Annotated in this window: 14 protein-coding genes; 12 read left to right on the forward strand and 2 right to left on the reverse strand. The window is 49.6% G+C overall.

Annotation, left to right across the window (positions count from 1 at the left end; all coding sequences use genetic code 11):
* Window positions 1-73: 73 nt before the first annotated feature.
* From C6Y40_RS16800 to der, 9 genes are all read left to right on the forward strand, one after another.
* Entirely contained in the window at window positions 74-1,111 is a 1,038-nt protein-coding gene (locus C6Y40_RS16800; RefSeq protein WP_105933382.1) for an IS110 family RNA-guided transposase, read from the forward strand.
* 325 nt (window positions 1,112-1,436) lie between these two features.
* Complete coding sequence (rlmN, locus tag C6Y40_RS16805; protein ID WP_105935567.1) at window positions 1,437-2,555, forward strand: dual-specificity RNA methyltransferase RlmN; 1,119 nt, start codon at window positions 1,437-1,439, stop codon at window positions 2,553-2,555.
* A 35-nt stretch (window positions 2,556-2,590) separates the two neighbouring features.
* Window positions 2,591-3,754, forward strand: a complete 1,164-nt coding sequence (gene pilW / locus C6Y40_RS16810) for a type IV pilus biogenesis/stability protein PilW (RefSeq protein ID WP_105935568.1) — start codon at window positions 2,591-2,593, stop codon at window positions 3,752-3,754.
* Window positions 3,755-3,766: 12 nt separating this feature from the next.
* On the forward strand, window positions 3,767-4,729 hold the full coding sequence (locus C6Y40_RS16815) for a RodZ domain-containing protein (protein ID WP_105935569.1): 963 nt from the start codon (window positions 3,767-3,769) through the stop codon (window positions 4,727-4,729).
* Window positions 4,729-5,847 carry a flavodoxin-dependent (E)-4-hydroxy-3-methylbut-2-enyl-diphosphate synthase gene (gene ispG / locus C6Y40_RS16820; RefSeq protein ID WP_105935570.1) on the forward strand — a complete coding sequence of 373 codons (1,119 nt, stop codon included), beginning with the start codon at window positions 4,729-4,731 and terminating at the stop codon, window positions 5,845-5,847. Before C6Y40_RS16815 ends, ispG begins: the two co-directional genes overlap by 1 nt.
* Before the next feature lie 93 nt (window positions 5,848-5,940).
* A complete protein-coding gene (gene hisS, locus C6Y40_RS16825; protein WP_105935571.1) occupies window positions 5,941-7,221 on the forward strand; it encodes a histidine--tRNA ligase in 1,281 nt (426 codons plus the stop codon).
* Between the two features lie 27 nt (window positions 7,222-7,248).
* Window positions 7,249-7,863 carry a YfgM family protein gene (locus C6Y40_RS16830; RefSeq protein WP_105935572.1) on the forward strand — a complete coding sequence of 205 codons (615 nt, stop codon included), beginning with the start codon at window positions 7,249-7,251 and terminating at the stop codon, window positions 7,861-7,863.
* 54 nt (window positions 7,864-7,917) lie between these two features.
* The gene (gene bamB / locus C6Y40_RS16835) at window positions 7,918-9,138 is read left to right on the forward strand and encodes an outer membrane protein assembly factor BamB (RefSeq protein ID WP_105935663.1); all 1,221 of its coding nucleotides are present in this window, start codon (window positions 7,918-7,920) and stop codon (window positions 9,136-9,138) included.
* Between the two features lie 99 nt (window positions 9,139-9,237).
* Complete coding sequence (gene der / locus C6Y40_RS16840; RefSeq protein WP_105935573.1) at window positions 9,238-10,683, forward strand: ribosome biogenesis GTPase Der; 1,446 nt, start codon at window positions 9,238-9,240, stop codon at window positions 10,681-10,683.
* A 76-nt stretch (window positions 10,684-10,759) separates the two neighbouring features.
* Here der and C6Y40_RS16845 read toward each other — a convergent pair whose 3' ends face one another.
* Entirely contained in the window at window positions 10,760-11,836 is a 1,077-nt protein-coding gene (locus C6Y40_RS16845; RefSeq protein ID WP_105935574.1) for a hypothetical protein, read from the reverse strand.
* A gap of 69 nt (window positions 11,837-11,905) precedes the next feature.
* Complete coding sequence (gene xseA, locus C6Y40_RS16850) at window positions 11,906-13,267, reverse strand: exodeoxyribonuclease VII large subunit (RefSeq protein ID WP_105935575.1); 1,362 nt, start codon at window positions 13,265-13,267, stop codon at window positions 11,906-11,908.
* A 102-nt stretch (window positions 13,268-13,369) separates the two neighbouring features.
* Between xseA and guaB the strand changes: the two genes are divergently transcribed.
* The 3 genes from guaB to C6Y40_RS16865 all read left to right on the forward strand — a co-directional run bounded on the left by guaB (window position 13,370) and on the right by C6Y40_RS16865 (window position 18,353).
* Window positions 13,370-14,839 carry an IMP dehydrogenase gene (gene guaB, locus C6Y40_RS16855; protein WP_105935576.1) on the forward strand — a complete coding sequence of 490 codons (1,470 nt, stop codon included), beginning with the start codon at window positions 13,370-13,372 and terminating at the stop codon, window positions 14,837-14,839.
* 78 nt (window positions 14,840-14,917) lie between these two features.
* Window positions 14,918-16,495, forward strand: coding sequence for a glutamine-hydrolyzing GMP synthase (gene guaA / locus C6Y40_RS16860; RefSeq protein WP_105935577.1), 1,578 nt, complete (start codon window positions 14,918-14,920; stop codon window positions 16,493-16,495).
* 235 nt (window positions 16,496-16,730) lie between these two features.
* Entirely contained in the window at window positions 16,731-18,353 is a 1,623-nt protein-coding gene (locus tag C6Y40_RS16865) for a methyl-accepting chemotaxis protein (protein WP_105935578.1), read from the forward strand.
* Window positions 18,354-18,378: the final 25 nt, after the last annotated feature.

The raw sequence follows: 18,378 nt of genomic DNA on the forward strand, positions 1-18,378 counted from the left end.
TGTGAGATGTATGGACTCCCTTCCCTGAAAGGGGTACGGTCTTAATTGTCAAATTAGCCAAAGGGGTCCATACATGATTAAGAATACAATTATTGCAATTGACCTTGCAAAGCATTCCTTTCAGGTTTGCAAGTTCAACAGTGACGGAAAAATTGATTATAACAAAGCAATGAGTCGTAAAGCATTGATAGCACTTCTGGGAAACCATGTGTCAGCGTTAGTGGCAATGGAAGCCTGTGGTGGCTCGAATTACTGGGCGCGTTTAGCGAGGCGGCATGGTCATCAAGTAAAAATCATTCAGCCTCGCGCAGTAAAAGGGCTGCAATTAAAGCAAAAAACAGATAAAAATGACGCCTACGCTATCGGTATTGCGGCTCAATTACCTCATATAAACTCTTGTGGCATCATGGAGGAAGATGAACAGGGTCTTCAGGCCCTGGAGCGGGTGCGAATGCTGCAGTTGGAGCAAAGGACGGCGTTGGCAAACCAGATACGAGGACTGTTGACGGAATTCGGGATTGTGATAGCAAAGGGGTTAAATCATTTAGTCACTGCGCTGCCTGACATTTTAGAAGATGCAGAAAACGGCTTGCCGATGAATTATCGTCAGGCTTTGGCTGCGCAGTCACAAATGTTACAACTCTATACGACTCAAATAGAAAGTTATGACAGGCTCATAGCAGAACACACGCGGCATAATCCTGTTTGCCAGAAATTAAGTAAACTCGAAGGCGTAGGCCCTTTGATTGCTTTGGGGTTAACCGTTCGATTGGGAAATGCGACAGAGTTCAATACAGGCCGGGATGCATCAGCATGCATAGGTTTGACACCGAAGCAGCATTCGACCGGCGGTAAAGAGCGATTGGGACATATTTCTAAAAACTGTGCAGATAAAAGATTGCGAAGTTTGCTCTATCAGGGAGCAATGTCGGTAGTGAATAAAGCAGTATCCAGAGAGCCTAAGACTGTGAAAGAGCAGTGGCTGAAGGCGTTAGTTGACCGAAGGGGAAAGAAGGTTGCTGCCATCGCGTTAGCAAATAAAACGGTGAGAACCGCTGTTGCTCTAATAAAGAATAATGACGATTACAATCCGATACTGTTAGCAGCCTAAGAGTTAGTAAATCAACAAATTGCGAAAATAAATGGTAAGACCAACCAGCAGAATTCAGCCAGTCCTCTCAAGTGACTAAACACTGTGTGTGAGAATTGAACTGTTGGTGCGTATACATCGAAGGGCAGGAGTAGCTCTCCATTTAAAGCCCGTATATAAGAGCGCATCTACTACTAATTTTTCAAAAGATGTTGATTACTTCAGGGAGTCCATATAAGAGGACGGGAGTTGTAAAACTCCCTCCTACTCGATTGTGATCGAATATCCTTTTCGTGGTACTCTATACCGGTTCGACGTCACTAATTTGAAGAGTTGATAACGCTTTATGTCCAAAACTAACCTACTTAATTTTAATCGGCAGGGATTGCGCGACTATTTCGCTGAAATCGGCGAAAAGCCATTCCGTGCAGATCAGGTCATGAAGTGGATTTATCAGCATGGTGTCAGTGATTTCGAGCAGATGACCAACATCAATAAGCAGCTGCGCGCGAAGTTAATCGAGCAGTGTGAAGTAAGAGCACCGGAAATTGCTTATCACCAGCAGGCTACAGACGGCACCATTAAGTTTGCCCTTAAACTCGATGGCGGGCAGGAAGTAGAAACCGTGTGGATCCCGGAAGCCGATCGTGCAACGTTATGCGTTTCCTCACAGGTAGGTTGTGCCCTTGAATGTACGTTTTGCTCCACCGCACAACAGGGCTTTAACCGTAACCTGACCGTCAGCGAAATTATCGGTCAGGTGTGGCGGGTAGCCACCACGTTAGGCTTGTCTAACGATACCTCGGCAAGACCGGTTACCAACGTGGTGATGATGGGCATGGGTGAGCCGCTACTGAATCTTAAAAACGTGGTACCCGCCATGGATATCATGCTGGATGATTACGGTTTTGGTTTATCCAAGCGCCGGGTGACGCTGAGTACGTCTGGTGTGGTGCCAGCCCTGGATATGCTGGGCGATCAGATTGATGTGGCGCTGGCCATCTCGTTGCACGCACCGAATGATGAGCTGCGTGATGAAATTGTACCGATTAATAAAAAGTACAATATTGAAGCCTTCTTAGCTGGCGTGCGTCGCTATTTAGCCAAGTCCAAAGCCAATCAGGGCAAGGTAACGGTTGAATACGTGATGCTGAATCAAATTAACGATTCAACTGATCACGCTCATCAACTGGCTAAAGTGATGAAAGAAACGCCCTGTAAGATTAACCTGATCCCGTTTAACCCTTACCCGGGCTCGCCTTATACCTGCTCAAGCAATTCGCGTATCGATCGCTTTGCCAAAGTCCTGATGGAAAAGGGCTATACAGTGATTGTGCGTAAAACCCGGGGCGACGATATTGATGCCGCTTGCGGTCAGTTAGTGGGTGACGTGGTAGACAGAACCAAAAGAATGTTGAAAAAACAGATGAAGGGCGAGCCAATTTCGGTAAAAATGTCCCAATAACAAAATATCGAAAAAACATAAGGTAAGCGCTGCCGATGAGAATACTGATAGTTTTGAGTCTGATGATTGCCCTGACAGGCTGTGTCAGTGAAACCCAGCCCGGGGCGTTTAGTTCTGACTTTGATCAACAGGAAGCGGCGAAAACCCGTGTATCACTGGGGCTGACTTACCTTAAAAACGGTAATTATTCACAAGCCAAACAAAATCTGGATAAAGCGCTGGCCTTTGCGCCACGCCTGGCTGAAACTCATTATGGCCTGGCGTATTACTATCAGGTAGTCGGTGAGTCCGAACGCGCTGACGAGTCTTATCAAACCGCCATGAGTCTGGCACCGCGCGATGCCAACATAGCCAACAGTTATGGCGCATTTTTATGTCAGGATGGCCGCTATGACGAAGCTAAGCGCTTCTTCATGCAAGCTGTTAATGCAAAGCAATACGCTAACTCCGCCGAAACCTACGAGAATATGGCGTTATGCGCGCAGAGTCAGGGCGAAGGCGAAGACGCCATCGAATACCTCAATAGCGCACTTAAACACCAACCCGGTCGCGCCAAAACGCTGTTTATTCTGACCGAAATGTACGTTGCAACAGAACAATACGGGTTAGCCGCTGAAACCTTGCGTCGTTATGAAAAGGTTGCGCGGGTCTCTGCAGATTCACTGTGGATGGCCATCGAGATTGCCAAAGGGCAGGGAGATTTACGCGCTGCCAACGGTTATGGCGACATGCTCCTTCGGATGTATCCAAACAGCCCTCTAGCCCGGTTATACATTGAGCGGCAGAAAACCGTACCGCAGCCGGTGGTTAAAGTGAAATCCAAGCCGCAGTCTCAGGTAGTATCGGTGTCTACGCCAGAAATAGCCGCTGAGCAAGAGCCGGAGGCTCACGCCACCGAAGCTGCAGTTGCCGAATCTAACCAGGCTGAATCCACCCAATCTGAAGCATCAGAACCTATCGTTGTGGCTGAAGAACCAGAAACGGACGAACCGGTAGCTGAAGCTGAACAGGTTATCCAGGCCGATGAGGCAGACTCCCTTTTTCATATTGTTCAGCCAAAAGAAAACCTTTACCGGTTGTCACTGAAGTACAACATTAAGCTCAATACACTCAAAGAGTGGAACAACCTGGATAAAAACGGGTCTATTAATGTCGGCATGAAGTTATGGCTGGTGCCGCCAGCACAACAAACCAACTAACGCAGGTAACTAATGGACAAAGAGCAGCACATTGAAGCTGATGAGCAGCATGTGCCTGACGCACCCAGTCCCGGCCAGGTATTGCGGGAAGCACGGGAAGAGCAGGGCCTGACTCAACAGGCGATCGCTGATAAGTTGTATTTAAAAGTTGGTATCATTGACGATCTGGAACAAAATCGGATCGATGATTCAACGTCTGTCACCTTCTTTAAAGGATATGTCCGTCTTTATGCAAAGAATCTGGGGCTGAATCCAGAAGAAGTCTTAACGCTTTTTAATCAGTATCACACCACCCCAAAGCCACCGGCCAAGCTACAAAGCTTTTCCCGAAGAGTTGCTAAGCAGGCGCATGATGACCGCTGGATGATGGTGACCTACGGTATTGCTGTTGTACTGATTGCCGGGGTTGTAGTGTGGTGGTACCAACAACCAGCAAATGACAGCAACGAGTTACCCGCTGTGACGCAAAGTACTCAGAATCAGTCAGCATCAACGCCGGCAAGAAGTGGGCCTCAACCAGAGTCTGTAGTAACGCAGTCGGATGAAGGTTCGGTCAGTGAAGTTATCACCGAAGAAGCGGATACTGAGGTGCCCGTTCAGCCTTCGCAGCAAAATGTGACAGAAGATACCAGTTCGCCAGTCGACACCTTGAGCAATGAGTCGGTCGATACAGCACCTCTGGCAAACGAAGAAGCGTCATCGCAAGCAATGCCTGAAGCTGGTGAGCCCGTAGCGCTGGTGTTCAATTTTAGTGCCGACTGCTGGGTGAATATTACCGATGCCAGTGGCGAAGCCATCGCCTACGGAATTAAAGCGGCCGGCTATGAAATGCAGGTTAGCGGCCTGCCGCCATTTGAAGTGACGCTCGGCGCGCCTGATGTCGTGCAAATTAGTTATGACGGTGAAGCGGTAGATATGGCTGGATTTGATCCTACCCGCACCGCGAAGTTTTCGTTACCCATGCAGGAACAATGATGTTTGCTGATAGTCCTATCCAACGCAGAAAATCAATTCGGATTAACGTAGGTAATGTGCCCATTGGTGATGGCGCCCCCATTGCCGTGCAATCAATGACCAATACGCCAACAACCGATGTGGCGGCCACCGTAGCGCAGATCAACCGGATCGTCGCGGTAGGTGGTGAGATAGTGCGGGTATCGGTACCCACCATGGACGCTGCTGAAGCTTTTAAGCAAATACGTCAACAGGTTAGTGTACCGCTGATTGCTGATATCCATTTCGATTACCGGATAGCGCTTAAAGTCGCCGACTATGGCGTAGATTGCCTACGGATCAATCCGGGAAATATCGGTAATATGGAGCGGGTTAAGTCGGTAGTGGATTGCGCCAAAGACAAAAATATTCCGATTCGAATTGGCGTTAACGGCGGGTCGCTGGAGCGTGACCTGCAGGAAAAATATGGCGAGCCAACACCAGAAGCGCTGCTTGAGTCAGCCATGCGCCATGTGGATATCCTCGATAAACTGAATTTTGATCAGTTCAAGGTATCGGTAAAAGCCTCAGACGTATTTCTGGCCGTCGGCGCGTACCGGTTGCTGGCCAAACAAATAGAGCAGCCATTGCATCTGGGTATCACCGAAGCTGGTGGACAAAGAGCCGGCGCGGTAAAGAGTGCCGTAGGCCTGGGCATGCTGTTGGCGGAAGGAATAGGCGATACCCTGCGAGTATCGCTGGCCGCCGATCCCGTGGAAGAAATCAAAGTCGGTTTTGATATTTTAAAATCACTGCGTATTCGCTCTCGCGGTATTAACTTTATCGCTTGCCCGAGTTGTTCGCGGCAGGAATTCGATGTGATTGGTACCGTGAATGCTCTTGAACAACGCTTAGAAGATGTATTAACACCAATGGATGTGTCAATCATCGGCTGCGTGGTGAACGGTCCCGGCGAAGCTGAAGTATCAGATCTGGGCTTAACCGGCGCGCGGAATATGAGTGGCTATTATCTTGACGGCAAGCGTCAGAAAGAGCGGCTGGCGAACGATGACCTGGTTGAACAACTGGAAAAACGCATCCGCGCCAAAGCGGCTATGCTGGATTCTGCCAACGCCATCCCGGTGGTTGAAAAACCATAATCCCGGTGCCGGTCGCTGGCAGTTAAGAATGTTTGTGGTTAAACACTAAAGCCCCTATAATGCGGGGCTTTTAATTAGGCTGAGAGAGAACAGGTGGCAAAAACAATCCAGGCTATTCGAGGTATGAATGACTGCCTGCCGACGGAGTCGGGTAAATGGCAACAGGTCGAGGCAGGTATTCGGCAGGTTGTGGCCAGTTATGGCTATCAGGAAATCAGAACGCCAATCGTCGAAAGTACCGACCTGTTTAAGCGCTCTATTGGTGAAGTCACCGATATCGTTGAAAAAGAAATGTATACCTTTGCCGACCGTAACGGCGATAGTCTGACCCTGCGTCCGGAAGGCACCGCCAGTGCAGTGCGCGCCGGTAATGAGCACGGTTTGATCTACAACCAGCAACAACGCTTGTGGTATATGGGACCGATGTTCCGCCACGAACGGCCGCAAAAAGGTCGTTACCGCCAGTTTCACCAGTTTGGAGTAGAAACCTACGGATTGGCAAGCGCCGACATTGATGCTGAAGTGATCCTGTTATCGGCCCGCCTGTGGAAGCTGTTCGGCATATCAGACCATGTTACCTTACAGATCAACTCGCTTGGCTCCAACGAAGCTCGTCAGAATTACAAGGACGCGTTAGTTGCGTACCTTAAACAGCACGAATCGCAACTGGACGAAGATTCTCTGCGTCGGCTGGAGTCTAATCCTCTGCGCGTGCTGGATAGCAAAAATCCGCAAGTCCAGGCGCTGGTATCCGATGCGCCCTCTTTGCTGGAATATCTTGATGACGATTCTAAAGCGCATTTTGCCTTGTTATGTGAACTGCTCGATAATGCAGGCGTGGCCTACGAAATCAATCCTCGTCTGGTTCGTGGTCTGGATTATTACAACCGCACCGTTTTTGAATGGGTAACTGAAAGCCTTGGCGCTCAGGGGACGGTTTGTGCCGGTGGTCGTTACGATGGTCTGGTTGAACAACTGGGCGGCAAGCCTGCACCAGGTGTGGGCTTTGCATTGGGTATGGAACGTCTTGTGCTGTTACTTGATACGCTGGAGAAAATCGAGCAAAACCAGCCAGCCGCCGACATTTATGTTACCGCGTTAGGTGATGATACCCGCGGCTACGCCAGCCAGGTCGCAGAATCATTACGTGATTCTGACAGTCAGTTTCGGGTGATGCTGCACTGTGGTGGTGGCAATCTGAAGAAACAATTAAAACGGGCAGACAAAGTAGGCGCCAGTGTAGCATTGCTGATTGGCTCAGAAGAAATGGCTGCCCACCAGGTGACCCTGAAACCACTACGTGGCAATGGCGAACAGGTTAATGTGGCGCTCAGCGAGCTGCCAGCAGCTTTACATAACGTGTTATCCGTATAACCGTTAGCAAAATAAAGAGGTTTTAAGATGGAACAATTCGCTACAGAAGAACAACAGGTAGAGGCGATTAAACGGTTTTGGTCAGAGCACGGAACGTCTCTGATTGTCGGTGCAGTACTGGGTTTAGCCGGTTTATTTGGCTGGCAGTACTACAGCGATTCACAAATCGCCGCCAAGGAAAGCGCCTCTCAGTCATACCAGGCCGCACTTGAGTCGCTGGTAAACGAAGAAAATAGTCAGCCGATTGAAGCGGTAATCAATGCCGATGCTACAGGCTATGCCAACGTGGCAGGTTTACTGGCTGCTAAGCAAGCGGTTGACGACGGCAACCTCGAAAGCGCTGCAACTTATCTCAAAGGCGTTGCTAGCAGTGCCGCGGACGAAAGTTTAAAGCAGGTTGCAAATGTGCGTCTTGCACGTGTTCAGCTAGCTCTTCAGCAGTATGACAATGCCCTGACAACCATCGAATCGGTAACCGATGAAGCGTTTACTGCACAGGTTGAAGAAGTGAAAGGTGATATTTTTGCCGCGCAAGGGAACTTTGACAAGGCTCGCATAGCCTACTCCTCTGCCTTGGAGAAAAATATTAACAATCGATTACTGCAAATGAAGCTAGACAACCTTGCAGTTAGCGCAGGATAGTGAATGAATTTAAATACTCGAAACATCTCACAGCAATCAACTCTGTGTGGCCGTATGTTTAAACGGGTCATTTTGACCGCAGCCGTCATCGGTTTGTCTGGTTGCGCCACCATGACAGACTGGTTCGCTGATGAAGACGAAATCAAAATCCGCCGTATTGCGCCTATTGAAAACCAGATAACCCCAAAAGAAGTCTGGAGCTACACCATTGGTGACGGCGTTGATGAATACTTTTCGCGCTTAAAACCGGTTTTCGCTAACGATACTGTGTACGCTGCAGAGCGTCATGGCGAAGTGGTGGCACTAACCCCGGATACCGGTGATGTGGTATGGGAACGCAATTTTGCTATTTTCCCGGACGAATCCTTCTGGGATGACATTGCTCGCCTGTGGCGCAGCGGTGCGTCAGCCAAAATCAGTGCGATTGCAGCAGGCTATGACATGGTTTTTGTCGCCACTGAAGATGGCATTATCCGAGCCTTAAACAGTGAGTCTGGCGAAACCTTATGGGAAAGCACGGTACCAGGTGAAATCCTGGCTACGCCAGCGATGGACGAAGGGATCCTGGTATTGAATACCGGCGCTGGAGTGTTGTTTGGACTGGATGCAAAAACCGGTGAGCAACTGTGGCGCAGTGAAACCGACGTGCCGCCGCTGAGTTTACGGGGTATTTCAGCACCGGTTGCCACCAATGGTGGTGCACTGGTTGGCACGCCTACCGGGAAGTTACAGGTGAATATTCTGACCAGCGGCATTCCCGCCTGGGAAACCGCTATTACTGCGCCTGCCGGAGCAACCGAACTTGAGCGTATTATTGATGTGGATTCTGCGCCGGTAGTATTCGGTAATACTGTCTACATTGTTTCCTATGATGGCACTCTGGCTGCAGTAGAACTGCGCAGTGGGCGCATTATGTGGAAGCGTGAATACGGCTCGTACCGTGATTTGGCGGTGAGCGGTAATCGCATCTACGTAGTTGATACACGCTCAATTGTTTATGCGCTGGATCGTCGTAATGGCGTTGAAATCTGGTCTCAGAGCGGTCTCAAAGAGCGTAACCTGACTACGCCATTAATTATGGGAGAACAACTGGTGCTTGGCGACCGCTGGGGGCTGATGCACTGGTTAAATGCAGAAGATGGTAAACTCATTGCCCGCTATGATTTAGGTGGCGACGATGAAGATGAAGCTATCTATGCAACACCAGTTAAAGTGAATGACCTGGTGGTTACCATTACCCGCGATGGAGAAATTGCTGCGTTGTCAGCTCAGTAACCACGCTTATCCTGCAATTCGCGGGATATTCCGATATAATTTAACGGCCGCGCTTTATGCGCGGCCGTTTGCTTGTTTATTACTTAAAGGAACACCGATATGTTGCCTGTTGTGGCGTTAGTTGGCCGGCCCAATGTGGGTAAATCAACGCTGTTTAATCGTTTAACTCATACCCGTGATGCACTGGTTGCTGATTTCCCGGGACTGACCCGTGACCGGCAATACGGTCAGGCCAGCTATGAGCAACGTCACTTCATCGTAGTCGATACCGGAGGTATCACCGGTGATGAGGAAGGTATTGATACCTTAATGGCACAGCAGTCACTACAGGCCATTGAAGAAGCTGATGTGGTGTTCTTTTTAGTGGATGCCCGGGCGGGTCTGTTACCTGCCGATCAGCTCATCGCCGATCACCTGCGTAAAAGCGATAAAACCGTATTTTTGCTGGCCAATAAAGTGGATGGCATAAACGGTGATAGCGAAAGCGCGGAGTTTTTCTCTCTGGGCCTGGGCCATGTACATCAGATCGCCGCAGCCCACGGCCGCGGTGTGTCGCAATTGATTCAGGAGGCCTTGGTGCCACTGGATGAGCAATTCCCTGAAATGCTGGTGACCAAATCAGCCGAAGAGGAAGAGCTCGACGCAGAAGACCAGCTGAAACACCTGCAGAGTTTACCCATCAAACTGGCTATTGTAGGTAAACCAAACGTGGGTAAGTCAACACTTACTAACCGTATATTGGGTGAAGATCGTGTGGTGGTCTATGACATGCCAGGCACTACCCGCGACAGCGTATACATTCCGCTGCAACGTGACGAGCGCGACTATGTATTAATTGATACAGCCGGAGTGCGTAAACGCAAGAAGGTCTCAGAAGCGGTCGAAAAGTTTTCCATTGTAAAAACGCTTAAAGCCATTGAGGAAGCTAACGTTGTACTGTTGGTGATTGATGCCCGCGAGGGGATCTCTGATCAGGACTTAAGTCTGTTAGGCTTTATTCTTAATTCCGGTCGCTCGCTGGTGATAGCCGTGAACAAGTGGGACGGCCTGGATACCGATATTAAAGATGAAATCAAACGCGAACTGGACCGTCGCCTGGGCTTTATCGACTTTGCCCGGTTACATTTTATTTCTGCACTCCATGGGTCGGGTGTGGGCAATTTGTTTGAGTCGGTGCAGGAAGCTTACCGGAGTGCCACAAAACGAATCAACACTTCAATGCTGACCCAGATCATGGAGTTGGCTCAGCAAGACCATCAGCCGCCATTGGTGCGAGGACGCCGGATAAAAATGAAGTACGCCCACGCGGGCGGCTACAATCCGCCTGTCATCGTCGTTCACGGCAACCAGGTGCAGGATCTGCCCAGCTCGTATAAGCGGTATCTGATGAATTACTTCAGAAAGGCGCTGGATGTAATGGGCACGCCAATTAAAATTGAATTCCGTGAAGGGGCTAACCCGTTCGAAGGCAAGAAGAATCAGCTGACGCTTGCCCAGCAACGAAAACGCCGTCGCATGATGGATTTTCACAAGAACAAGAAATAAGTCACAAAAAAAATGCCAGTCAGTTCTTAACTGACTGGCATTACTGCATAGCAGGGCTTTTTCATGCACTGTTTAACTACAGTGCTTTGCGTAATTCTTTCATCAGTGCCGATTCGCCAGGTACCGCCAATTGAGTTAAGGCTTCGGACACCAACGGATCGCCAATACGCGATGGGAAAGTGGTGCTGAATTTTACGAACTTATCTTCTAACCGGAAGATATAAATAGTGGCGTAAAGTGCCTCGCCACTCTCACCCTCAGCGGCTATCTCTGACATCACGCCCTGCAATGAAGACTCGCCCTGGCTGAAGGCTTGTTGATGTTTCTTTATTTCCATCGCCATGGCGCGCTCAACCGTAATTTGCCTGGCCTGTTCTACTGCGTCTTCCAGTTCATGGCTGATAAGCTGCTCGGTATCACCGGTTAACGGCGCTAACACCGGATAAATGGCAATATCCATAATTGCCTCGCTGAAAGAGGGGTGAAGGTACCTGGCCAGTACGCCTTTAAACGGATCCGGATATAAAAACTGACGGGCCAACTGAAACTCACCCAGAACTTCGGGGAGGGTCAGAGCACCCGAGTAATCACTTGCGCCCATGGCCTGATAAAGAAACGGTGTTGAAAAAATGTGGTTACGGTTGGCGTGCTCACTCCAACGCAGGATGATTTGTTCAACATCCTGGGGGTGGATAACGCCGTAATGCCAATAGTGCACTAAAAAGCTATCGAGATGAACGCCGCGCCATTCCACCGCAAATTCCGTATAACTTTGCAGCGGCACATCTGCCGATTCAGGTTCTTGCCCGGCAGGCATATCAGCCACCTGATTAGCGATCAATAATTCATAATCATGACGGCTCACTGAAGGACTAAGCTCGGCAAACAAATCGAGCTTTTCGAGGCTCTTCAGAAAGTCATTAGCAGCAATGCCATCGTTTTTGCAGGGATTACTGGTTAACGCGGCCTCATTACATTGCTGTTCAACCTCGTCACTGATATAGGAAGAGTAGACATTAACTGCCAGATTGAAGGGAGCTTGTTCTGGGGCGCTTAGCTTAGGCTGTTCAGGCGGCTTTACTGAACTGGTTGCGCATCCGGTGGTCAGCAACAGCGCCAACCAATAAAAAGAGTGGCGGAAAATTTTAATCAAACAACAATACCCATAATAAGTGCTTCACCAGTCCTTGTTCAGGCCTGATCACGCTAAAACTGAGAGATTTTATAAATTGGGTTTGGCATTTACTGCTGTTACCACACTGACAATCTCACCGTCACTGACCCGGCTGATAATTTCGTCCTGCTCTTTAACCGCCGTAATACTGGTAATCGCCTGACCGGCTTTTAAGGTGGCGGAATAACCGCGGGCCATAGTTGCCAGAGGGCTTACAGACTGAAGCAGGTGCGCCAGTGTAGCAAGCTTCTGCTTGTGGGTCTCTAGCCGTTGTTGCATCGCCTTCATCATTCTTTGATCTAAATACACCTGCTGCGTTTTAATCTTATCCAACTCAATGGCCGGATGCTGTCGGGCAAGGCGGTTTTCCAGACGCTGTGAAGCGGTTTGTCCACGCACGAGCTGTTGGTTTATCAGACTGGTTATTTTTTGTGTCAGTTGATCAACCCGCTGGCCCTGCTGTTGCAACATCACTTCCGGATGGCGTGACTTCAGGCGCTGGCCTAGTACGGCTAACTGATGGGCACGACGCTGCAACGTGGTATTAAAGGAACGTGTGAGCTGTTGTTGTAACTGGCGGACCTGCGTCTGGATTTCGCGCTGGTCCATGGAGAGCAGCTCTGCTGCTGCCGAAGGCGTTGGCGCCCGCAGGTCTGCCACAAAATCGGCGATGGTTACATCCACCTCGTGGCCTACAGCACTAACCAGCGGCAGCGTCGATTGGGCTATTTCCCGGGCCAGTGACTCGTTGTTAAAACACCACAGGTCTTCCAACGAACCGCCGCCCCGGGTGAGCAGGAGCACGTCGACCTCCTGGCGCTGATTAGCCAGCCAGATATTACGGGCTAACTGGGCAGCGGCTTGCTCGCCCTGCACCATAGAGGGATATACGATGACTTCTGTGGCCGGGCTGCGGCGCTGTAGTACACTTAATACGTCGTGTAACGCGGCGCCATGAGCAGAGGTAATCACACCAATTCGTTTTACGTGGGTCGGTAGTGGCCGTTTATTAGCAGGGTCGAATAGCCCTTCAGCCTGCAGTTTGTATTTTAGCTGCTCAAAAGCGAGTTTTAACTGACCTTCACCCTCCGGCTCCATGCTTTCAACCACCAGTTGATAATCGCCGCGGGGTTCATAAATGCCAACACTGGCTCTGACCAGTACTTTGTCGCCCTCACGCGGCGGATTACGAACCACCCGGTTAGCGGAGCGAAACATGGCAGCCCGTACCTGGGCTTTATTGTCCTTGAGGGTAAAATACCAGTGGCCGGATGATGCACGGGTGAAGTTGGAAATTTCAGCGCTGAGCCACACCAAACCTATCTCACTGGTTAAAATGTTACGCGCCAGGCGATTTAATGTTGTTACGCTGTGAACTTTTTGCCCGTCCGGGGCAGAGAAAACTGTCATTGAATGAAAAAACCTCAGCTTTAATGCAAATACAGTTTACCTGAAAGTGAAAAAACACTACAATTGCGCCGCAATTAAACCTCAATATACAGGTGTTTTTGCATGCTACGAATCGCTCAAGAAGCGCTAACCTTTGACGATGTTTTATTGGTTCCGGCGCATTCCACAGTGCTCCCGCACACAGCCAGTCTACAAACCCGTGTGACTCGCAAGGTAAATCTGAATATCCCTATGGTATCAGCTTCTATGGATACTGTAACGGAAGCGCGTTTGGCAATTGCATTAGCCCAGGAAGGCGGTATTGGTTTTGTTCATAAGAACATGACCGCAGAAGAGCAAGCCAAGCATGTACGCGAAGTTAAAAAATATGAAAGCGGTGTGGTTTCGGACCCGGTAACCGTAGGTGCCAGTGAAACTTTAGGTAATGTACAGGCATTAAGTAAGAAGCTCGGGTATTCCGGCTTCCCGGTCACCGACTCAGAAAATAATCTGATCGGTATTATCACCGGCCGCGACATGCGCTTTGAAAACCGTCTTGATTTGTCGGTGGATAAAGTGATGACCCCTAAAGAGCGTCTGGTAACGGTTAAAGAAGGTGCCAGCTCTGAAGAAGTACTCGAGCTGATGCACGAGCACCGTATCGAAAAGATCCTGGTGGTCGACGACAGCTTTAAGCTTACCGGTCTGATTACGGTTAAGGACTTCCAGAAAGCCGAAAGCAAGCCGAATGCCTGTAAAGATTCACTGGGTCGCTTACGCGTTGGCGCTGCGGTAGGTGTTGGTCCGGGCACCGATGAGCGCATTGCGCTATTGGTTGAAGCAGGTGTTGACGTATTACTTATCGATACCTCTCACGGCCACTCGCAAGGCGTTATCGACCGTGTTAAGACTGTTCGCGAAACCTACCCAGAACTACAAATCATTGCCGGTAACGTGGCGACTGCCGAAGGTGCTCTGGCGCTGGCTGATGCCGGTGCTGACGGTATTAAGGTAGGGATTGGCCCTGGTTCAATCTGTACTACCCGTATCGTAACCGGTTGTGGTGTACCGCAAATTACCGCTATCTCTGATGCGGTTGAAGCGTTAAAAGACCGTGACATTCCGGTTATTGCCGATGGTGGTATTCGTTTCTCCGGTGATATTGCCAAGGCTCTGGTAGCTGGTGCAAGTTGTGTAATGGTTGGCTCTATGCTGGCCGGTACTGAGGAAGCGCCGGGTGAAGTAGAACTTTATCAGGGCCGTTACTACAAGTCTTACCGTGGTATGGGCTCGTTAGGGGCTATGAATCAGCGTAATGGTTCATCCGATCGTTACTTCCAGGAAAGTGACAACGCCGAAAAACTGGTACCGGAAGGTATTGAAGGTCGTGTGGCCTATAAAGGCCCGATCGCTACCATTATCCATCAACAAATGGGCGGCCTGCGTTCAGCCATGGGCTTAACCGGTTGTGCTACCATTAATGAACTGAATACCAAGCCGCAATTTGTGCGGGTGACTTCAGCGGGAATGGGTGAGTCACACGTGCACGATGTAAGCATTACCAAAGAAGCACCTAATTACCGTTTAGGTTAAACTTTACCAACACCAATCGATTGATTTATCAGGCTGGTTAATACCAGCCTGCTTGTTTTCTATTTAAAGGCAAACACCATGACACAAAACATCCATGATCATCGCATACTTATTCTGGATTTTGGCTCACAATATACCCAGCTTATTGCCCGCCGTGTGCGTGAGCTTGGCGTTTACTGCGAACTCTGGGCATGGGATGTCACAGAAGAACAGATCAAATCGTTTAACCCGCAGGGTATTATCCTGTCGGGCGGTCCGGAATCGGTCACCGAAGACAACTCGCCACGTGCACCTGAATATGTCTTTAATGCAGGTGTCCCTCTATTGGGGGTTTGTTATGGCATGCAAACCATGGCCGAGCAGCTTGGCGGGAAAGTGCAGGGTTCAGATAAGCGTGAATTTGGTTATGCCCAGGTAGAAGTGGTTAAGTCGAACGATTTACTGGCCAATATCGAAGACGCCATCAGTGCTGAGGGCAATGCGTTGCTGGATGTATGGATGAGCCACGGTGACAAGGTTATCGCCATTCCTGACGGATTTGAAACCGTCGCATTAACGCCGTCGTGCCCCCATGCCGCCATGGTAAATACTGACAAGCAATTCTACGGTGTACAGTTCCACCCGGAAGTGACGCATACCCGTCAGGGCATGCGTTTGCTGCAGCATTTTGTGATGGACATCTGCGGTTGTGAAAAGCTGTGGACCCCGGATGCGATTATCGAAGATGCCATTGCCCGCATTAAAGAAAAAGTGGGTGATGATGAGGTTATTCTGGGCCTGTCTGGTGGGGTGGATTCATCAGTAGTCGCGATGCTAATCCACCGTGCAATCGGTGACAAGCTTACCTGTGTATTCGTTGATAATGGTTTGCTGCGATTAAACGAAGGTGAGCAGGTGATGGATATGTTTGGTGACCACTTCGGCCTGAATATTATCAAGGTTGACGCCGAAGAGCGTTTCCTGGCTCGTTTGGAGGGTATTGACGATCCAGAGTTGAAGCGTAAAGCCATCGGTAACGAATTTGTGGCCGTATTCGATGAAGAAGCTGGCAAGCTGGTTAACGCCAAATGGTTAGCGCAGGGCACTATTTACCCGGATGTTATCGAGTCAGCTGGTTCTGCTACCGGTAAAGCGCATGTGATCAAATCTCACCACAATGTTGGCGGTTTACCAGAAGACATGAAAATGGGCCTGGTAGAGCCACTGCGTGAGTTATTTAAAGATGAAGTACGCAAAATTGGTTTAGAGCTGGGTTTGCCATACGACATGCTGTATCGCCATCCGTTCCCAGGACCAGGCTTAGGCGTACGTGTGCTGGGTGAGATCAAGAAAGAGTACTGTGACCTGCTGCGCCGTGCCGATGCTATCTTTATTGAAGAGCTGCATAACGCAGAGCTTTACCACAAGGTCAGTCAGGCCTTTACGGTATTCCTGCCGGTAAAATCGGTGGGCGTAATGGGCGATGCTCGTAAGTATGATTGGGTTGTATCGCTGCGTGCAGTAGAAACCATCGACTTTATGACTGCGCACTGGGCGCACCTGCCCTATGATTTCCTGGGGAAAGTGTCTAACCGCATCATCAACGAAATCGACGGCATCTCTCGCGTGGTTTACGACATTTCAGGTAAGCCTCCGGCTACCATCGAATGGGAGTAGTTTACCCATAGGTTTAACATCAAGCCTCGCTGAATAACGCGGGGCTTTTTGTTGTTTAGTATTCAAGGAGGCAGTTTGAAATTGCGAGTTTTTGCTACTTTAGTTCTATAATAAAACTGATTTGTATGATTAGTAAGCGGCCTTTCACACAACTGTCATATTGCCGCGCTGTAATTAGACTCCTTCACACGGAGGGTGGATCTATGGTTATAACAAGCGCTTTCCGGAGATTTAAATGATACGATTTACCAGTATCAATCGTCTGATAATGACTCCCGTTCTGGCAATCATTGCCATTCTCGTCCTGCTCAATGCAGGCTCTTTGACTATCGCTTTTTCCTTAATGAGCGATATTGAGCAGGTTGAGCAAACCAATGTCGTGCACGAGCGCTTGGTTTCAGACGCGCTGACTGAGTTTAAAACTCAGGTCCAGGAATGGAAAAATGTGTTATTGCGTGGCGCTTCGGATAAAGACAGAGAAAAGTACTGGTCACGGTTTCAGGCCCGGGAAGCAGATGTTCAGGAGATTCTGCGTAAGCTGATGGCAGGAGAGGAGCTAAACACTGACTCGGCCAGTTTAATCGACCGTTTCTTAACGGCTCACAAGACGATGGGCGTCAAGTACCGCGAAGGGTATGAGGCATTCGTTTCCGCTGGTTACAGTCCTTATACCGGTGATACCTTTGTAAGAGGTATTGACCGTGAACCGGCCGATCTGTTGCAACAGGCAACTGACCAGATAGCTCAGGCAACCCGTCAGGCCAAAGAGCAGGTAACAGCGCAAACCAGCCAGCGCTTATGGCTAATTATGGGCTTGTCGATAGTATTGAGCGGCCTGTGTATTGTTTATCTGATTACGAATCTGCGTCGCAACATTGTTAAACCAACCCGCGAAATTGCTACCTGCCTGCAAAAAATGGAGCAAAAAGATTACGATTATCGCCTTGAGTATCGCAGCGAGCACGAACTCGGCTTAGTGGCCAGTGCGACGCGTCACTTGCAGAATAAGCTGCAGGATACGGTCACCATTTTGTCTGATGCGCAGGATCAGATTCGTCAGTCCCATGACATTCTGGAAGATGTCAGCAGCGCCATTGCAAAAGGGGCAAGTGATCAGCACACCTCGTCAGACTCGCTGGCCCAGGCGAATGATAAACTCGATGAAATTGTTAAAGGACTGGTCACCATTACCAGTCAGGTGTCTGTCGCTTCCAGCCATTCCCAGCAGCAGGTTCAGGAATGCTATACCACCTTTGATAGCGCCAATAAGGGGTTTGCTGAGCTGGCCAGAACCGTGGCATCCGCCAGTCAGATTGTGAATGAGCTACAGGCCCGCAGTGCCAGTATTCTTACCGTGGTGAATGTGATTAATGAAATTGCCGACCAAACCAATCTGCTAGCCCTTAATGCGGCTATTGAGGCGGCCCGGGCCGGTGAACATGGTCGCGGTTTCGCCGTGGTGGCCGACGAAGTGCGCGCGCTGGCAGCTAAAACGCAGCAATCCACCCAGGAAATTAACGCTATATTAAGTGCCTTTGAAGCTGATGCATCAAAAGCCGTATCGGCCATGGCAAGTGGGCAGCAACATGCTGACGTGAATGCTCAAAGTGCACAACAGGCCCTGGCGTTGCTCAACGAGCTGGTGCGTTACATCGATGAAACCCAAAGTGTGGTCGGTGCGCTGGAAGAAGCGGCGAACGATCAAAGCAGCATCCAGCGACAGCTGGATGGCGTAATCGCCCGGGTAATGAGTTCTGCAGAAGATTACAAGTCATTATCACAGAGCAATAATATTTCAGAAGCCATCAACATGATGTCAAAAAATGTGATGTCGGTAGTCTCTGCATTGAGCCGATAACCGCTCAATGCAGTACAATACCAAA

Source organism: Marisediminitalea alba (genome assembly GCF_002993365.1).
Classification (GTDB): Bacteria; Pseudomonadota; Gammaproteobacteria; order Enterobacterales; family Alteromonadaceae; genus Alteromonas; species Alteromonas alba.

Bases quoted from the DNA above. Each gene is read 5' to 3' on its own strand.
- rlmN (WP_105935567.1), top strand. From the start codon at position 1,437: ATGTCCAAAACTAACCTACTTAATTTTAATCGGCAGGGATTGCGCGAC.
- C6Y40_RS16830 (WP_105935572.1), top strand. From the start codon at position 7,249: ATGGAACAATTCGCTACAGAAGAACAACAGGTAGAGGCGATTAAACGG.
- guaB (WP_105935576.1), top strand. From the start codon at position 13,370: ATGCTACGAATCGCTCAAGAAGCGCTAACCTTTGACGATGTTTTATTG.
- C6Y40_RS16800 (WP_105933382.1), top strand. From the start codon at position 74: ATGATTAAGAATACAATTATTGCAATTGACCTTGCAAAGCATTCCTTT.
- C6Y40_RS16865 (WP_105935578.1), top strand. From the start codon at position 16,731: ATGATACGATTTACCAGTATCAATCGTCTGATAATGACTCCCGTTCTG.
- xseA (WP_105935575.1), bottom strand. From the start codon at position 13,267: ATGACAGTTTTCTCTGCCCCGGACGGGCAAAAAGTTCACAGCGTAACA.
- bamB (WP_105935663.1), top strand. From the start codon at position 7,918: ATGTTTAAACGGGTCATTTTGACCGCAGCCGTCATCGGTTTGTCTGGT.
- der (WP_105935573.1), top strand. From the start codon at position 9,238: ATGTTGCCTGTTGTGGCGTTAGTTGGCCGGCCCAATGTGGGTAAATCA.
- ispG (WP_105935570.1), top strand. From the start codon at position 4,729: ATGTTTGCTGATAGTCCTATCCAACGCAGAAAATCAATTCGGATTAAC.
- C6Y40_RS16815 (WP_105935569.1), top strand. From the start codon at position 3,767: ATGGACAAAGAGCAGCACATTGAAGCTGATGAGCAGCATGTGCCTGAC.
- pilW (WP_105935568.1), top strand. From the start codon at position 2,591: ATGAGAATACTGATAGTTTTGAGTCTGATGATTGCCCTGACAGGCTGT.
- guaA (WP_105935577.1), top strand. From the start codon at position 14,918: ATGACACAAAACATCCATGATCATCGCATACTTATTCTGGATTTTGGC.